Below are 17,770 nucleotides of genomic sequence, written 5' to 3'. Positions count from 1 at the left end.
GGGGTCGAAGCTTGTCGCCAGCTCAGGCGGTGGCGTCGCTCAGTGCGTCGATTTCGGTGCTCAGTTCGAGCCAGCGGCCTTCGAGGGTCTCGATCTCGTCGGTGATCTGCTTCAGCCGCTTCCCCGCCTCGGCGATCTGCTCGGGTGTCTGCCCGCTGTCGGCAAATCCGGCCTCGATCGCATCGCGTTCACTGTGCAGCACACCGAGCCGGTTGTCGATGCGGTTGAACTCCTTGCGCAGCGGCTTCAGCTGTTCGATGCGCTGCTGGCGCGCGTCGGCAGCCGCCTTGCGGTCTTCCTTCTTGGATACGGCTGTCGGTGGCGGCGCGGCGGCTTGCGCCACTGGTGCTGCGGCCGCCTTCTTCGCGGCCGGATTGGCCTTGTCTGCGCCGCCACGTGCCGCGTCGCGTGCCTGCCGGGCCATCTCGCGCGAGTTGTCGAGCAGCCATTGCTGGTAGTCGTCGAGATCGCCGTCGAACGGCTCGAGCTTGCCGCCACTGACCAGCCAGAATTCATCGCAGACCTCGCGCAGCAGCGCGCGGTCGTGGCTGACCAGCATCACCGTGCCCTCGAACTCGTTCAGCGCCATGCTCAGCGCCTCGCGGGTCGTCAGGTCGAGGTGGTTGGTCGGCTCGTCGAGCAGCAGCAGGTTGGGGCGCTGCCAGACCAGCATCGCCAGCACCAGACGCGCCTTCTCGCCGCCCGACAAGGAGCCCACCGGCTGATTCACCATCTCGCCGACGAAGCGGAACGAACCGAGAAAGTCGCGCAGCTCCTGCTCGCGGCCAGCCGGGCCGACATCGCGCGCCAGCCGCACCATGTGCATCAGTGGCCCGTCATCGAGTTGCAGCACGTCGAGTTCCTGCTGCGCGAAATAGCCGATCGACAAACCCTTGCCTTCGGTGACCTCGCCGGCGACCAGCGGGATCTCATGCGCAATCGTCTTCACCAGCGTCGATTTGCCCTGGCCGTTCGCGCCGAGGATGCCGATCCGCTGGCCGGCCAGCACCGAGCGGTTGATGCCGCCGACGATTGGTACACCGGCATAGCCGCAGGCGACACCCGAAAACGCCAGCATCGGATTCGGCAGGCTCAGCGGCTCGCGGAACTCGAACTGGAAATCGGCGCTGGTCAGTACCGGACCGAGTTTTTCCATCCGCGCCAGTGCCTTCACGCGGCTCTGCGCCTGCTTGGCCTTGCTGGCCTTGGCCTTGAAACGGTCGATGAATTTCTGCAGGTGCGCCATCCGCTCGCGCTGCTTCTCGAAGCTGGCCTGCGCCTGCTCCAGTCGCTCGGCGCGCATCAGCTCGAATGCGGTGTAGTTGCCGGTGTAGCGGATCAGCTTGGTTTCGTCGAGGTGCAGCGTGACCTGCGTGATCGCATCGAGAAATTCGCGGTCGTGGCTGATCACGATCATCGTGCCGTCGTAGCGCTTCAGCCAGGCTTCGAGCCAGACCAGCGCATCGAGGTCGAGGTGGTTGGTCGGCTCGTCGAGCAGCATCAGGTCGGCCGGGCACATCAGCGCACGGGCCAGCTGCAGCCGCATCCGCCAGCCGCCGGAAAAGCTGTTGACCGGCAGGTCGAGCTGGTCGACGCGAAAACCCAGGCCCATCAGCAGCGCCTGTGCGCGTGGCCGCGCCTCGAAGCCGCCAGCCTCGCTGATCTCGTGGTGCGCGTCGGCCATCGCATGGCCATCGTCGGCGGCTTCGGCGTCGGCGAGCGCCTGCTGCGCGCGCATCAGACGGATATCGCCCTCGAGCACGAAGTCGGTCGCCGGTTGCTCGGTTTCCGGCATCGACTGCGCGACCTCGCCGATCAGCCAGCGCGGCGGCATCGAGACATTGCCGGCATCGCTTTGCAGCTTGCCGGTCAGCAGCGCGAACAGGCTCGATTTGCCGGCGCCATTGCGGCCCACCAGGCCGATTTTTTCACCGGGCTGCAGCGTCACGCTGGTCGAGTCGAGCACGACCTTGGTGCCGCGGCGCAGGGTCACATCGCTGATCGTGATCATCGGCGCGCTCCGGCTGGCTTCGCGCGGCGCTGCAACGCATCCTTCGTCAGCAGCAGCACCTGGTCGTCGCCGGCGCTGGTTTCCAGCCAGGCCGCTTCGAGGCGCGGAAAGGCCTGTTCGAAAAAGCCGCGCTCGTTGCCGATCTCGAGCACCAGCACGCCGCCGTCGTTGAGCCGCGCCGGCGCACCGTCGATGATGCGTCGCACCAGGTCCATGCCGTCGTCGCCGCCGGCCAGTGCGAGTGTGGGCTCATACCGGTATTCGGCCGGCAGTTCGGTCATGCTCTGGCTGTTCACATACGGCGGATTGCAGACGATCAGGTCGTAGCGTCCATCGATCTGCTCGAACAGATCCGACTTCAGCACGCGGATCCGCTTGTCCATCTGGTGGCGCTCGACATTGATGCGCGCAATCTCCAGCGCGGCGTCGTCGATGTCGGCGGCGTCGACGCTGATTTCCGGATAGGCCATCGCGGCAATCACCGCGAGGCTGCCGTTGCCGGTGCACAGGTCGAGCACGTGGCGGGTCTGGTCCGACAACCAGGCGTCGAGGATGCCGGTCTGTTCGCCGTCGGCCAGCAGTTCGGCGATGAACGAACGCGGCACGATGCTGCGCTCGTCGATGTAGAAGGGCACGTTCTGCAGCCAGGCCTCGCGAGTCAGGTAGGCCGCAGGCAGCCGGGTCTCGATGCGGCGGGTGACCAGTGCTTCGGCCTTTGCCTGCTGCTCGGCGCCAATCTCGTTGTTCGCACGCGCCTCGAGCGCATCGAGGTCGAGGCCGAGCGACCACAACACCAGCCAGGCGGCTTCGTCGAAGGCATTCGTGGTGCCATGCCCAAATGAAACGCCCGCCTGTCTGAGGCGGGCGCTTTGCGCGGAAATCAGGTCGATCAATGTCATCAGCTGGTCGTCGGCGCTTCAGCGCAGAAATTCTCGAGGGTCTGGCGGTAGATGTTTTTCAGCACGTCGATGTCGGCAACCCGTACATGTTCGTCGATCTGATGGATGCTCGCATTGATCGGTCCGAATTCCACGACCTGGGCGCAGATTTTCGCAATGAAGCGGCCGTCCGACGTGCCGCCGGTCGTCGACAGCGTCGGCGCGATGCCGGTCTCTTTCGCAATCGCGTTGCGCAGCGCATCGGTCAGCGGGCCGACCGGCGTCAGGAACGGCTCGCCGCCGAGCGTCCAGTCGATTTCGGTGGTCAGGCCGTGGCGGTCGAGCACATCCTGCAAACGGGTCTTCAGGCCATCGGGCGTCGATGCGGTGCTGAAGCGGAAATTGAAATCGATCGCCAGTTCGCCGGGAATCACATTGCCGGCGCCGGTGCCGGCATGGATGTTCGACATCTGCCACGAGGTCGGCGGGAAATACTCGTTGCCTTCGTCCCAGACGACGGCGGCCAGTTCGGCCAGCGCCGGCGCCGCGAGGTGGATCGGGTTGCGCGCGAGGTGCGGGTAGGCGATGTGGCCTTGCAGTCCCTTGATCCGCAATTTGCCCGATAGCGAGCCGCGGCGGCCGTTCTTGATCATGTCGCCGATCTGGTCGACCGAGGTCGGTTCGCCGACGATGCAGGCGTCGAGCCGCTGGCCTTGCTGCTGCAGCCACTGGCAGACCCTCACGGTGCCGTCGACGGCAGGACCTTCCTCGTCGCTGGTCAGCAAAAAGGCGATCGAGCCGGCATGGTCCGGCGCGGCGGCGACAAATTCCTCGGCGGCGACGACCATCGCCGCCAGCGAAGTCTTCATGTCGGCCGCGCCGCGGCCGTACAACTGGCCGTTGCGGTGCGTCGGCACGAACGGGTCGCTGTGCCAGAGTTCGAGCGGCCCGGTCGGCACGACGTCGGTGTGACCGGCAAAAACCAGCACCGGCGCAGCTTCCGACTGGCCACGGCGGATCGCCCACAGGTTGCTGACCGTCTGCTCGCCGTCGCCGAACTGCAACGGCACGCAGTCGAAGCCGATCGCCTGCAGGCGCTGCGTGATCAGCGCCTGGCAGCCGGCATCGCGCGGCGTCACCGACGCCGCAGCGATCAGTTGTTCGGTCAGGTGCAGGGTCGTCGACATCGTGTGAAAACTTGATTCAGCGCACGCCGGCCGGACGCTTCGCCGGTTCTTCCGGGCGCACGTCGAGCGTGATTTCGGTGAAGCTCGGCATGTCGTCAGGTTCTTCCTTCTTCGGCGTCTGCAGCCGCGAAACCGGCGCCATGTCGTTCTGCAGCCGCCACATCAGGTTGGTCGGCGAATCGGCATAGGCGAGGCCTTCGTCACGGGTGATCATGCCGGCGGTGATCATCCGCGCCAGATCCTGCTCGAAGGTCTGCGAACCTTCGGCCATCGATTTCTCCATCGCCTCGCGCACGCCGGTGAAATCGGACTGCTCGATCAGGTCGCTGACGAGCTTGGTATTGAGCATCACCTCGACCGCCGGCACCCGGCCGCCGGAAACCGCGCGCACGAGGCGCTGCGAGACGATCGCACGCAGGCCGGCGGCGAGGTCCGACAGCAGCGCCGGCCGGGCCTCCGGCGAATAGAACGACAGGATCCGGCCGAGCGCGTGGTAGCTGTTGTTCGCGTGCATCGTCGAGACGACGAGGTGGCCGGACAGCGCGTAAGAGATCGCCGAGGTCATCGTCTCGCGATCCCGGATCTCGCCGATCAGGATGCAGTCCGGCGCCTGGCGCAGCGCATTTTTCAGGCCGATCTGCAGCGATGCGGTATCGCGGCCGACCTCGCGCTGGTTGACGACCGACTTCTTGTTCGAGAACAGGAATTCGATCGGGTCCTCGATCGTCAGGATGTGGCCGGCCAGCATCGTATTGCGGCGCTCGAGCATCGCTGCGAGCGTCGTGCTCTTGCCAGTGCCGGTCGCGCCGACCATCAGAATCAGGCCGCGTTTTTCGAGGATCAGGTTGTTCAGGATCGGTGGCACGCCGAGGGTATCGAGGCCCGGGATCTCGTGCGGAATGCAGCGGATCACCGCGGCGACGGTGCCACGCTGCTTGAAGGCGCTGAAGCGGAAGCTGCCGACGCCGGTCAGGCCGACACCGACGTTCAGTTCGCCGGTATCGTCGAGCTCCTCGAGCTGGCGCGGCGTCAGCAGTTCGGCCAGCAGCTGGCGCGGCTGCGCCGGCGTCAGCGGCTGGTCGCTCAATTGCAGGATCTGCCCGTTGATCTTGATCAGGATCGGCGTCGCCGCCGACAGGTGGACGTCGGACGCCCCCTTTTCCGCCATCAGGCGCAGAACCCGTTCCAGATTTCCACCGCTCATCGTGTTTCCTTTCAGACCGCCACCGCTCCGCTGCGGAGCCGGAGAGCTCTAGGCTCGCAGGAGGTCGTTGATGCTGGTCTTCGCGCGGGTTTCGGCAGTGACCTGCTTGACGATCACCGCGCAATACAGGCTGTATTTGCCGTCGGCCGACGGCAGGTTGCCGCTGACGACGACCGAGCCAGCCGGGATGCGGCCATAGCTGACCTCGCCGGTCGCGCGGTTGTAGATCTTCGTGCTCTGGCCGAGATATACGCCCATGCTGATCACCGAGTTTTCCTCGACGATCACGCCTTCGACGACTTCCGAGCGGGCACCGATGAAGCAGTTGTCCTCGATGATCGTCGGATTGGCCTGCAGCGGCTCGAGCACGCCGCCGATGCCGACGCCGCCCGACAGGTGCACGTTCTTGCCGATCTGCGCGCATGAGCCGACGGTGGCCCAGGTATCGACCATCGTGCCTTCATCGACATAGGCGCCGATGTTGACGTACGAAGGCATCAGGATGGCGTTCTTGCCGATGAAGGAACCGCGGCGGGCGACCGCCGGCGGCACCACGCGCACGCCGGTCGCGCGCATCTCGGCCTCGCCGAGGTCGCTGAACTTGGTCTTCACCTTGTCGAAGAACGCCAGCTCGCCGGCGCGCATCGTCTGGTTGTCGTTGAGACGGAACGACAGCAGCACCGCCTTCTTGACCCACTGGTTGACCTTCCAGTCGCCCACGCCCTGGCGCTCGGCAACGCGGATCCGGCCGGCGTCGAGGTCGGCAATCGTCTGTTCGACCGCGTCGCGGACGTCGGGGCTGTTGGCTGGGGTCAGCGAGGCACGGTTGTCCCAGGCGAGGTCGATGATGGATTGCGCAGACTGGCTCATGGTGGAAAGGGCGGTTGCGACGCGCGGCATCGTTCGACGCACGTCAAGGGATTGAAAACGCGAACGGTTCGCTTCGATCGTTGGAAAAGACGGGCCGACAAGGTGTTGTCAGATGGCGCGCACGAAGGCGGCAATCCGCTGCGCCGCCTCCAGGCATTCGGCGACCGGCGCGACCAGCGCCAGCCGGATCCGGCCCTGTCCCGGATTGTGTCCGTCGACCTGACGCGCCAGCAGGCTGCCGGGCAATACCGCGACATTGTATTGAGCGAGCAGTGCGAGCGCGAAGCCGACGTCGTCGCCGGCCGGCCAGCTCGGTGGCAGCGCCGGCCAGAGGTAGAAGCCGGCATCCGGCAGCGCCACGTCCATCACCTCGCCGATCACCGGCGTCACCTGCGCAAACTTGTCGCGGTATTGCTGGCGGTTCGCGACGACATGGTCCTCGTCGTTCCATGCGGCGATGCTCGCCTTCTGCACGACCGGGCCCATCGCGCTGCCGTGATAGGTGCGGTAGAGCAGGAATTTCGCGAGGATGGCGGCGTCGCCGGCGACAAAACCGGAACGCATGCCCGGCACATTGGAGCGCTTCGACAGGCTGGTGAAGGCAATCAGTCGCGAGAAGTCATTGCGGCCGAGTGCCGCTGCCGCCTGCAGCGAGCCAAGCGGCGGTTCGTCGCGGAAATAGATCTCCGAATAACACTCGTCCGACGCAATCACGAAGCCGTAGCGGTCCGACAGCTCGAACAGCGTGCGCCATTCGTCGAGCGGCATCACCGCGCCGGTCGGGTTGCCTGGCGAGCAGACATACAGCAACTGCGTATTGCGCCAGGTCGATTCCGACACCGACGACCAGTCGGCGGCGAAATTGCGCTGCGGATCGCTCGCGACGAAGACCGTGCGGGCGCCGGCCAGCAGCGCCGCGCCCTCGTAGATCTGATAGAACGGATTCGGGCAGACGACGATCGGATCCTCGCGCCCCGGATCGATCACCGTCTGCGCCAATGCAAACAGTGCCTCGCGCGAGCCGTTGACCGGCAAGACCTGCGTCTGCCAGTCGATCTGCAGCGCATAGCGGCGTTGCACCCAGTCGGTAATCGCGCGGCGCAGCGCCGGTTCGCCGGCGGTCGCCGGATAACTCGACAGACCGTTCAGGTTGCCGACGATGGCCTGCTCGATCAGCGCCGGCGTCGGATGGCGGGGTTCGCCGATGCCGAGGCTGATCGGCGAAAAATCGGGGTTCGGCTTGATATCCCGGGTCAGTTCGCGCAGCCGCTCGAACGGATAGGGATGCAGCCTGGCAAGCAGCGGATTCATCGGCCGATTATCGTTGGCCGGTCACAGCAAACCGGTCTGCTGCGTCGGCAGGCTCGGCAGATGGACCGGCGGCGGCGGCTGCCAGCCCGGCTTGCGGTATTCGGCGACCACATTGGTATAGATGCCGCCGCGCACATACCACTTCGCGGTGATGCGCAGAAAGCGCGGCGAACTGACGGCCACCATGTCATCGACGATCGCATTCGTGACCGCCTCGTGGAAGGCGCCCTCGTCGCGGTAGCTCCACATGTACATCTTCAGGCTTTTCAGCTCGATGCACAGCTCATCGGCAATCATGTCGATCGTGAAATGCGCAAAATCCGGCTGCCCGGTCAGCGGGCAATGGCAGGTGAATTCGGGAATCTGGAACTGGATCAGGTAGTCGCGGCCGGCGGCCGGATTCGGAAAGACATCGAGGTGCTTGCTCGGCACCGACGGTGGGTTTGCCGGCTTGGCGCGGCTGCCGGTCTTGATTGCTGCTTGTTCGGCGGGCGGATTTTTCTTGGCCATCGGATGAGTCTGTAGTGGGGCGTCCGGCCGGCGCGCGCTGGCGCTGCGGCGGCGGTGCAGGGTGCGGCGATGTTATCATCCAGGCCCTGTCGAGACCCGCTCACGCGCGGCAAATCTCAATCAAATCAATCACTTAGAGGCCTTCACCAGGCAAGCGATCGGGCCCCGCCCGAGCCTGTTCCCTGTCCATGCGGCTGAATTCCATCAAGCTGTCCGGCTTCAAGTCGTTCGCCGAACCGACCCATTTCCAGCTGCCAGGCCAGCTGGTCGGTGTTGTCGGTCCGAACGGTTGCGGCAAGTCCAACATCATGGACGCGGTGCGCTGGGTGCTCGGCGAATCGAAAGCCAGCGAGCTGCGCGGCGAATCGATGCAGGACGTGATCTTCAACGGCTCGGGCAGCCGCAAGCCGGCCAGCCGGGCCAGCGTCGAGCTGGTGTTCAGCAACGAGGATGCGCGTGCCGGCGGCCAGTGGAACCAGTTTGCCGAGATCGCCGTCAAGCGGGTGCTGACCCGCGACGGCACCAGCAGCTACTACATCAACAACCAGCCGGTGCGTCGGCGCGACGTGCAGGATGTGTTTCTCGGCACCGGCCTCGGGCCGCGTGCCTACGCGATCATCGGTCAGGGCACGATCAGCCGCATCATCGAGAGCAAACCCGAGGAGCTGCGGCTGTTCCTCGAGGAAGCCGCCGGCGTCTCCAAATACAAGGAGCGGCGCCGCGAGACCGAACACCGGCTGAAGGACACGCGCGAGAACCTGACCCGCGTCGAGGACATCCTGCGCGAGCTGAACAACAACCTCGACAAGCTCGAGAAGCAGGCCGAGGTCGCCAGCCGCTACCGCGAACTGCAGCAGGCCGGCAGCCTGAAGCTGCACCAGTTGTGGTTTCTGAAACACCGCGATGCGGCGGCCGAACAGCAGCGCGTCGCCCAGGCGGTGCTCGACGCGACCAATGCGCTGGAAGCGCGGATGGCCGAACTGCGGCACGGCGAAGCCGAACTGGAGGCGATCCGCCAGGCGCATTACGCGGCCAGCGACGGCCTGCATGCCGCGCAGGGCAGCCTCGCCGAGGCCTCACTCGAGGTCAGCCGGCTCGAGGAACGAATCCGTTATGTCGTCGAAGGCCGGCAGCGCGCCGAGCAGCGGCTGGCCGAACTCGGCGAACGCAGCGCGCAGTGGGCAACGCGCGAGGCCGATGCCCGCGCCGAGCTCGAACGGATCGCTGAGCAGATTGCCGCCGCCGAGGAGCAGGGCGAGGTGCTGGCCGGCCAGGCCGAACACCAGGCCGAGCGGCTGCCGGAGATCGATACCGCGCTGCGCACCGCGCAGGCCCGCGTCAACGAGCAGCGCGGCCAGGTCGCCGCGGTGCAGCAGCAGATCCAGGTGCTCGCCGCCGAGAGCCGCAACATCGACGACCAGCTGCGCCAGCTGCGCCAGCGCCACGAGCGGCTGAGCGCCGAGCAGCGGCAGCTGGCTGCGCCGGACCAGCAGCGGCTCGATGCATTGCGCGAGCAGTCGCGCGAGGCTGACGAGACCGCCGAACTGGCCGATGCCCGCTTGCACGAGATGAGCGAGCAGCTGCCGCAGCTCGAGGAAGCGCGGCGCGAGCGGCAGCAGGCCGCGAACAGCGAAAGCACCCGCCAGTCGGAACTGGCCGCACGGCTGCAGGCGCTGCGCGCACTGCAGGAAAAGGTGCAGACCGAAGGCAAGCTCAAACCCTGGCTGGCGCGTCATGGCCTCGACGGGCTGGCCGGCCTGTGGACAAAGCTGCACATCGAAACCGGCTGGGAGGCCGCCCTCGAATCGGCGCTGCGCGAGCGGCTGGCCGCGCTCGAGGTCGGCCGGCTCGACATCGTGCGGGCCTTTGTTGCCGACGCCCCGCCGGCACGGCTGGCGTTTTATTCGCCATCGGCGGCGTCGCTGCCGGCGCCGGTCGAGCATCCGATCGGCCTGCCTCGCCTGAGCGAACTGCTGCGCCACGATGATGCGGCCAGCTCGACCGGCCTCGCAGCGCTGCTTGCCGACTGGCTCGACGGCATCTTCACCGCGCCCAGCCTCGACGATGCGCTGGCGGCACGGCCGAAGCTGCGCCACGGCGAAGCGATCATGACCCGCGAGGGCCATTCGGTGACCGCCTGGGCGGTCAGCTTCTATGCGCCCGACAGCGAGCAGGCCGGCCTGCTCGCCCGTGCGCAGGAAATCGAAAACCTGGATCGCCAGCTGCGCGCGCAGTCGCTGATGGCCGACGACGCGCGGGCTGCGCTGGTGCGCGCCGAAGCGGCCGCCACCGAGGCGACGGCACGGCTGGTCGTGTTGCGCCGCGAGGCCAGCGAGGCGCAGTCGCAGGCGCACCAGCTGCAGGTCGAACTGCTGCGGCTGTCGCAGCAGGCCGAGCAGACCAGCGCCCGGCACAGCCAGCTGGCCGAGGAACTGGCCGAGATCGATGCCCAGCTCGAGGAACTCGAGGAACGCCGCGCCACCGGCGAGGCGCGTTTCGAGGAGCTCGACATGCAGCTGGCTGCGGCGCAGGAGCGGCATGCCGAACTCGAGGATGCGCAGATCGCCGTCGAACGCCAGCAGGCCGATGCCCGCGAGCAGCAGCGCGGCATCGAGCGGCAGGTGCAGGAGGCGCAGTTTGCGGCCCGCACGCTGGCCGCGCGGCGCGCCGAATTGCAGCGCAGCATCGAGACCGCGGTGCAGCAACGCGAGATCGACCAGCAAAGCGTCGAATCGCTGCACGGTGAACTGGCGCGGCTCGCCGATGCGTCGGCCGATGCCGGGCTGCAGGCCGCGCTTGCGGTGAAGATGGAGCGCGAGGCGGCGCTCGCCGCGCAGCGCAGCGACTACGACGACCTGTCGCTGCGCTTGCGCCGCGCCGACGAGCAGCGCATGCAGCACGAGCAGAGCCTGCAGCCGCTGCGCGATGCGATCACCCGCCTGCAGCTCGAGGAGCAGGCGGCGCAGCTCGGTGGCGCGCAATACCTCGAGCAACTGGCGGCGGCCGAGGTCGACCTGGAAGCGCTCGGTGCGCAGATCGCCGCCGACGGCGTCAGGTTGCACGGCCTGCAGGGCGAAATCGACCGCATCAACCGCGAGATCAATTCGCTCGGCGCGGTGAATCTGGCCGCGCTCGACGAACTGACCGCATCGCGGGAGCGCAAGGGTTTTCTCGACGCGCAGAATGCCGACCTGAACGATGCGATCGCGACGCTCGAAGGCGCGATCCACAAGATCGACCTGGAGACCCGCGACCTGCTCGGCGCGACCTTCAACCAGGTCAACGAGCATTTCGGTCGCATGTTCCCGAGCCTGTTCGGCGGCGGCCAGGCGAAGCTGGTGATGACCGGCGACGAGATCCTCGATGCCGGCGTGCAGGTGATGGCACAACCGCCGGGCAAGAAGAACAGCACCATCCACCTGCTGTCGGGTGGCGAGAAGGCACTGACGGCGATTGCGCTGGTATTCGCGATCTTCCAGCTGAATCCGGCGCCGTTCTGCCTGCTCGACGAGGTGGATGCACCGCTCGACGATGCGAATACCGACCGCTACGCGGCGCTGGTCACGCAGATGTCGCAGGGAACGCAGTTCCTGTTCATCAGTCACAACAAGATTGCGATGGAAATGGCCGAACAACTGATTGGAGTGACGATGCAGGAACAAGGCGTGTCGCGGATCGTCGCGGTCGACATGGAAACCGCGCACAGCCTGGCCGAGGCGGCCTGACGTGATGGACGACCTGACCCTCGCCCTCACCGTGGTCGGCGGCATCGCCGTTCTTGGCGTGATTGCCTACAACAGCTGGCAGATTCGCAAGGCCGGGCCGAAACGCGCGGCCTCGCCGGTGCAGCGTGGCGACCAGCGCGAGCCCGATTTCGGCAGCGCAGCGCCCGCCAGCATCGCCGACCGCATCGCCGATCCGGCTTCGCTCGACGATGCCGCGGTGGTTGGTGACGCGGTTGCCGACCCGGCGACGGCACCGACCGACGAACTCGGCAATCTGGTGCTGCCGGTCGCGCGGCCGCCGCGCCGTGCGCCGGCACGGCTCGATGCCTTGATCGATGTGCTGGTCAGCCTGCAGCTCGACAGTCCGGTCAGCGCCGAGTCGGTGTTGTCGAACATGCCGCCGAGCCGGCGCGCCGGCACCAAGCCGTTTTCGATCGAAGGCCTCAGCGTCGACAGCGGCGACTGGGAACTGCCGGTGCCCGGCGCCCGCTACAGCGAACTGCAGGCCGGTGTGCAGATGGCGAATCGCAGCGGCGCGCTGAACGAGATCGAATATTCCGAATTCATCCAGAAGGTGCAGACCTTTGCCGATGCGCTCGGCGCGATGGTCGATTTTCCCGACATGCTCGACGTCGTCGCGCGTGCCCGCGAGCTCGACGCCTTCGCCGGCCAGCACGATGCCCAGCTCGCGGTGCTGCTGCGCGCCCGCGGCGCCGCCTGGAGCCTCGGTTATATCCAGCAGCAGGCCGCCTTGCAGGGGCTGGTGCCAGGGCCGCTGCCGGGCCGGCTGGTGCTGCCGGCTGCCGATCTGGCTGCTCCGCCGGTGCTGCAGTTGAGCTTCGACTCGCAGGTGGCCTTGCTCGAGGATCCGAACCAGGCCTCGCTGCGCGAGGTCACGCTCAGTTTCGACGTGCCGCAGACCGATCCTGCCAGCGAGCCGTTTGCAGCCTGGTATTCGCGGGCGACCGCGCTGGCCACGGCGATGGATGCGGTGGTCGTCGACGACCGCGGCCAGCCGCTCGGGCCGCCGGCGTTTGCATCGATCGATACCGAGCTGAAGCGCCTGTATGGGGCGCTCGCCGAGCGCGACCTGGCTGCCGGTTCGCCAGCGGCGCGCCGCCTCTTCAGCTGAGCAAGGCGTGGCGAAGAGCGGGGCGAAGCAGGCGACACCTGCCGACGTCGAGCGGCGCGTGGCCAGCCTGCGTGAGCAGCTGCTGCAGCACGGCCATGCCTATTACGTGCTCGATGCGCCGACGATTCCGGATGCCGAATACGATGCGCTGTTCGACGAACTGAGGGCACTCGAACTCGCCCACCCGGAGCTGCGCAGCGCCGACTCGCCGACCCAGCGGGTGATCGGCGCGGTGCTCGACGGTCTCGAGCCGGTACGCCATGCGCTGCCGATGTTGTCGATCGAGACCGAACGCGACACCACGCCGGTCGCCGCGAAGCGTTTTGACCAACGCGTGCGCAAGGCGCTCGGGCTGGCCGACGAAACACCGCCGACCGCCTATGCCGCCGAACTGAAGTTCGATGGGCTGGCCATCAACCTGCGCTATGAGGCGGGCCGGCTGGTGCAGGCGGCGACGCGTGGCGACGGCGAGGTCGGCGAAAACGTCACCCACACGATCCGCACGATCGGTGGCATTCCGCGCCGGCTGAAAGGTGTCGATGCGGCGGTGATCGAGGTCCGCGGCGAGGTCTTCATGCGCCGCGACGTCTTCGAGCGCATCAACGAGAAGCAGCGGGAAGCGGGGCTGCGCAGCTTCGTCAACCCGCGCAATGCGGCGGCCGGCATCGTCCGCCAGCTCGATGCACGCGTCGCGGCGACCCGGCCGCTCGACTTCTTTGCCTACGGCCTCGGCGAGGTCAGCGGCTGGCAGCCACCGGACAGCCACCATGCGACGCTCGACGCGCTGGCCGGCTTCGGCATTCCGGTCAATGGCGATCGCGCGCTGGTCGAGGGCGGCGACGGCCTCGCGGCCTTCCACGCACGCATCGGCGGCTTGCGCGACGAACTGCCATTCGACATCGATGGCGTCGTCTACAAGGTCGATTCGCGCGCGCTGCAGCAGCAGCTTGGCTTCAAGACCCGCGAGCCGCGATGGGCGCTGGCGCACAAATACCCGGCGCAGGAGCAGTCGACGCGGCTGAACGGCATCGAGATCCAGGTCGGGCGCACCGGCAAGCTGACGCCGGTGGCCAAACTCGAGCCGGTTTTTGTCGGCGGCACGACGGTCAGCAATGCGACGCTGCACAACCTGTTCGAACTGCGCCGCAAGGATGTGCGGATCGGCGACACGGTGATCGTGCGCCGCGCCGGCGACGTGATTCCCGAGGTGGTCGGCCGCATCCCCGGGGATCGCCCGGCCTATGTGTCGAACTTCCGGATGCCGCGGCAGTGCCCGGTCTGCGGCAGCGATGTGCGGCGCGAAAAGGGCGGCATCGCCCACCGCTGCACCGGCGGGCTGTTCTGCGCTGCGCAGCGGAAGCAGGCGCTGCTGCATTTTGCCGGCCGTCGCGCGATGGACATCGAGGGCCTGGGCGACAAGCTGGTCGACCAGTTGGTCGATGGCGGGCTGATCCGCAGCCTGCCCGAGCTGTACAAGCTCGGCCTGGCCAAATTGTCGGCACTCGATCGGATGGCCGAAAAAAGCGCGGCCAACCTGCTCGCGGCGCTGGAAAAGAGCAAGCAGACGACGCTGCCGCGGTTTGTTTATGCGCTCGGCATCCCGCAGGTCGGCGAGGCGACCGCGCGCGACCTGGCGCTGCATTTCGGATCCCTCGACCGCATCGTCGACGCCAGTGTCGAGCAGCTGCTCGAGGTGTCCGATGTCGGCCCGATCGTTGCCGCCAGCATCCGCAGCTTCTTCGACCAGCCGCACAACCGCGAGGTCGTCGAACAACTGCGCGCGGCCGGGATTGTTTGGGGCGAAAACGACGGCACCGCCGACCGCAGCCCGAAACCGCTGGCCGGCAAGACGCTGGTGCTGACCGGCACGCTGCCGACGCTGAGCCGGGATGAGGCGCGCGACCTGATCGAGGCGGCCGGCGGCAAGGCGGCCGGCTCGGTATCGAAAAAGACCGACTATGTGGTTGCCGGCGAGGAGGCCGGCAGCAAACTCGACAAGGCACAGGCGCTGGGCGTGCCGGTGATCGACGAGGCGGGTTTGTATGCGCTGCTCGGCAGCGAGCCGCCGGCGCGGTGACAATCGACCGCTCCATCCCACCGAGCCGCCACCGATGACCGTCAGAGAAATCCTGAAAATGGGTGATCCGCGCCTGCTGCGCGTCGCCAGGCCGGTCGAGACCTTCGACTCGCCGGAGCTGCATTCGTTGATCGTCGACATGTTCGACACGATGGCCGCCGCAAAGGGCGCTGGCCTCGCGGCGCCGCAGATCGGCGTCGACCTGGCCCTGGTGATTTTCGGTTTCAAGGACAACCCGCGTTATCCGGACGCCGAGCCGGTGCCGCAGACGGTGCTGCTGAATCCGCAGATCGAGGCCTTGACCGACGACGAAGACCTCGGCTGGGAGGGTTGCCTGTCGGTGCCCGGCCTGCGCGGCATGGTGCCGCGGATCGCCCGCATCCGTTATTCGGGCTACGACGCGCTCGGCTGCCGCGTCGAGCGGGTTGCCGAAGGTTTTCATGCCCGCGTCGTGCAGCATGAATGCGACCACCTGATGGGCAAGCTGTACCCGATGCGGATCCGTGATTTCAGCCATTTCGGCTATACCAGCGTGCTGTTTCCGGACCTCGACGCCGAAGCCGACGATTGAGCGCAGCGCTGCGGCCGGGTAAATCCTTGTAAAAGCCGCGCCGGAATCGGGCTTCGAGGTCGACCGCGGCCGGCCTCCGGCCGTTAGGACGGAGTGGCCGCGACGACGGCCGTAGCAAGGATGGTTGATGACTTCGTATTGCTTTGACGCGGCCCTCGGGCGGCTCCTGATGGCTGGTGTTGCTGCCGGACTGCTCGCCGGCTGCGCCGCGACCGCCCAGCCGGTGGGTGCGCAGACCCACGAGTGGTCGACGATCAACCGGCAGCAGCAGGCGGCCATTGACCCGCCGGGGCGGGTCGGCCGCCTGTCCGAGGTGCTCGGCACCGTCTGGCTGTTCCATCCGGAAGAGGGCGAGTGGATCGCCGCAGTGCGCAACCGGCCGGTGACCAGCGGTGACCGGCTGTCGACCGAAGCCGGCTCGCGGCTCGAACTGCAGATCGGTTCGACCACCGTGCGGCTCGACGGCCCGACCGACATCGATATCGAGCGCATCGATGATGACGCGATCGAGATCGGGTTGCAGGCCGGCACCTTGGCGCTGCGGGTGCGCAACGACGACGCCGCCCGCGACCTGTTGCTGCGCACCGCCGACGGCAGCTTTTCGCCGCAGCGCAGCGGCAGCTACCGGCTCGAGCGCCTCGGCGATCGCAGCGAACTGTCGGTGCTCGCCGGGCAGGCGGTCTACGACGGCCCGCAAAGCGCGGTGACGATCTACCAGGGCCAGCGCGCGAGCTTCTGGATCGACGCCGGCGGACGCGCGATGTACAGCCTCGGCCAGCCGCGTTTCGACGCATTTGCATCGTGGATCGGCGAGCGCGACCGCCTCGCCGATGCCGCGACGGCCGGCCGTCATGTGTCTCCGGAGATGACCGGCTACCAGGACCTGGATCGCCATGGCCGCTGGTCGGAGGATCCGGAATACGGAGCGATCTGGACACCGCACCAGGTGCCCGGCGGCTGGGCGCCGTATGCCGCCGGTCACTGGGCCTGGGTCTCGCCATGGGGCTGGACCTGGGTCGATGACGCGCCGTGGGGATTTGCGCCATTCCACTACGGCCGCTGGATCGTCGTCGACAACCGCTGGTGGTGGGCGCCGGGCCGACGTGTCGCACGGCCGATCTATGCGCCGGCGCTGGTCGGCTGGATCGGCGGCAGCGGCGCCAGCGTGTCGCTGACGATCGGCGGCGGCCGCGGCGTCGGCTGGTTTCCGCTGGCACCGCACGAACCCTATGTGCCGGCCTACCGGGTCAGCCGCGACTATGTGCGGGTCGTGAATGGGCCGCATTTCCGCCACCCGGCCGACATCGACCGGGTGATCCATACGACCTCGCCGCAGCGCGGCATCGAATACCGCAATCGCAAATTCCACCACGGTACGACGACGATACCGGTCGAGGCTTTCACGCGCCGCGGTGACGACCATCGCCGCGTGCACGTCGATCCGCATTGGCGGCGCGGCGATGCTGCGCGTGATCTCGACCGATTGCCCGGCTCGCCGGTCGTCACCGCACCGACGCCGCCGTGGCTGGGGCAGGGCCGTGACCACCGCGACCCGCGCGGGAACCGCGAGCGGCCGGGCGGCCGCCGGTCTGCCGATCCGGTCGCCGACGGTACGGCGCCATTCCATCGCCCTGGCGCCGATGGCCGTGCTGATGGCAGCGACCGCTGGCGCCGCGAAGAGCGCCGTTTCGACCAGCGCCGCGACGAGATGAACCGCCGGGCCCGCGAGGCCGAAGCGCGCGGTTCGCCGTTCTACAGCAGCGATCCGGCCCGTGGCCCGGCGATGATCGACCTCCGGCTGGTCGAACCGGGCGAGCAGCGCGGGGACGGCCCGGGGCGTGGCCATCGCCGCGGCCCGGACAACCCGCCGGCAGCGCCGCAGATGCCGGCGCCGGTTGCGCCGGTGGTGGCGTCGCCAATCGAGCCGCCGCGGCCGATCATGCCGGTCGAACTCGAGCGGCAGCGGCCGCCGCGCGCCGAGCAGCCTGAGCGGCCATTCGAGCGCGGCGAACAGCGTGGCGGGCGGCCGGACCGTGGCTTCGCGCCGCCGATGCCGGAGCGTGCACAACCGCCGGCGCCAATCGTGCAGGCGCCGGCGCCGATGATGCCGCCGGCGCCGCAAATGCCGGCACAGCCGAACCGCCAGATCGAACCGCCGCGGATGATGCAGCCGCCGCCGGCGGTCCCGGAGCAGCGGCGCATGCGCGCGCCGCGCGACCCGCAGGCCGAGCCGCGCGAAGATCACGAACGCCGCCGCGGCGGTTCGGCGGGCAGGGGAACCGAGCAGCCCTGAG

At 67.7% G+C, this 17,770-nt stretch carries 12 protein-coding genes; 5 read left to right on the top strand and 7 right to left on the bottom strand.

The annotated features are described in order from the left end of the window. Positions 1-22 precede the first annotated feature (22 nt). The 7 genes from ACNH6H_RS01465 to queF all read right to left on the bottom strand — a co-directional run bounded on the left by ACNH6H_RS01465 (position 23) and on the right by queF (position 7,971). The gene (locus ACNH6H_RS01465) at positions 23-2,011 is read right to left on the bottom strand and encodes an ABC-F family ATP-binding cassette domain-containing protein (protein WP_418315005.1); all 1,989 of its coding nucleotides are present in this window, start codon (positions 2,009-2,011) and stop codon (positions 23-25) included. After that, positions 2,008-2,910, bottom strand: coding sequence for a 50S ribosomal protein L3 N(5)-glutamine methyltransferase (prmB, locus tag ACNH6H_RS01460; protein WP_418315004.1), 903 nt, complete (start codon positions 2,908-2,910; stop codon positions 2,008-2,010). Before prmB ends, ACNH6H_RS01465 begins: the two co-directional genes overlap by 4 nt. Continuing rightward, on the bottom strand, positions 2,910-4,076 hold the full coding sequence (dapE, locus tag ACNH6H_RS01455) for a succinyl-diaminopimelate desuccinylase (protein WP_418315003.1): 1,167 nt from the start codon (positions 4,074-4,076) through the stop codon (positions 2,910-2,912). Before dapE ends, prmB begins: the two co-directional genes overlap by 1 nt. Positions 4,077-4,092: 16 nt before the next feature. After that, positions 4,093-5,280, bottom strand: a complete 1,188-nt coding sequence (locus tag ACNH6H_RS01450; protein WP_418315001.1) for a PilT/PilU family type 4a pilus ATPase — start codon at positions 5,278-5,280, stop codon at positions 4,093-4,095. A 48-nt stretch (positions 5,281-5,328) separates the two neighbouring features. Then, positions 5,329-6,150, bottom strand: coding sequence for a 2,3,4,5-tetrahydropyridine-2,6-dicarboxylate N-succinyltransferase (gene dapD / locus ACNH6H_RS01445; RefSeq protein ID WP_418314999.1), 822 nt, complete (start codon positions 6,148-6,150; stop codon positions 5,329-5,331). Between the two features lie 108 nt (positions 6,151-6,258). Beyond that, positions 6,259-7,461, bottom strand: a complete 1,203-nt coding sequence (gene dapC / locus ACNH6H_RS01440) for a succinyldiaminopimelate transaminase (RefSeq protein ID WP_418314997.1) — start codon at positions 7,459-7,461, stop codon at positions 6,259-6,261. Positions 7,462-7,482: 21 nt separating this feature from the next. Then, positions 7,483-7,971, bottom strand: a complete 489-nt coding sequence (gene queF / locus ACNH6H_RS01435) for a preQ(1) synthase (RefSeq protein ID WP_418314995.1) — start codon at positions 7,969-7,971, stop codon at positions 7,483-7,485. A gap of 188 nt (positions 7,972-8,159) precedes the next feature. On the opposite strand from queF, the gene smc reads away from it, so the two are divergent. The 5 genes from smc (at position 8,160) to ACNH6H_RS01410 (ending at position 17,769) form a co-directional block, all read left to right on the top strand. Continuing rightward, complete coding sequence (smc, locus tag ACNH6H_RS01430) at positions 8,160-11,696, top strand: chromosome segregation protein SMC (protein ID WP_418314994.1); 3,537 nt, start codon at positions 8,160-8,162, stop codon at positions 11,694-11,696. A gap of 4 nt (positions 11,697-11,700) precedes the next feature. Next, the gene (locus tag ACNH6H_RS01425) at positions 11,701-12,828 is read left to right on the top strand and encodes a cell division protein FtsZ (protein ID WP_418314992.1); all 1,128 of its coding nucleotides are present in this window, start codon (positions 11,701-11,703) and stop codon (positions 12,826-12,828) included. After that, complete coding sequence (ligA, locus tag ACNH6H_RS01420; RefSeq protein WP_418314990.1) at positions 12,764-14,905, top strand: NAD-dependent DNA ligase LigA; 2,142 nt, start codon at positions 12,764-12,766, stop codon at positions 14,903-14,905. Before ACNH6H_RS01425 ends, ligA begins: the two co-directional genes overlap by 65 nt. A gap of 34 nt (positions 14,906-14,939) precedes the next feature. Continuing rightward, positions 14,940-15,476: a peptide deformylase gene (gene def, locus ACNH6H_RS01415; RefSeq protein WP_418314988.1), complete on the top strand. Its 537-nt coding sequence runs from the start codon at positions 14,940-14,942 to the stop codon at positions 15,474-15,476. Positions 15,477-15,645: 169 nt separating this feature from the next. Next, complete coding sequence (locus ACNH6H_RS01410) at positions 15,646-17,769, top strand: DUF6600 domain-containing protein (RefSeq protein ID WP_418314986.1); 2,124 nt, start codon at positions 15,646-15,648, stop codon at positions 17,767-17,769. Position 17,770: the final 1 nt, after the last annotated feature.

Origin of the sequence: Pseudideonella sakaiensis, from assembly GCF_048320135.1 — a bacterium.
GTDB classification, from domain to species: Bacteria; Pseudomonadota; Gammaproteobacteria; order Burkholderiales; family Burkholderiaceae_C; genus Ideonella_A; species Ideonella_A sakaiensis_A.
This window is presented reverse-complemented; position numbering and strand designations above follow the sequence as displayed.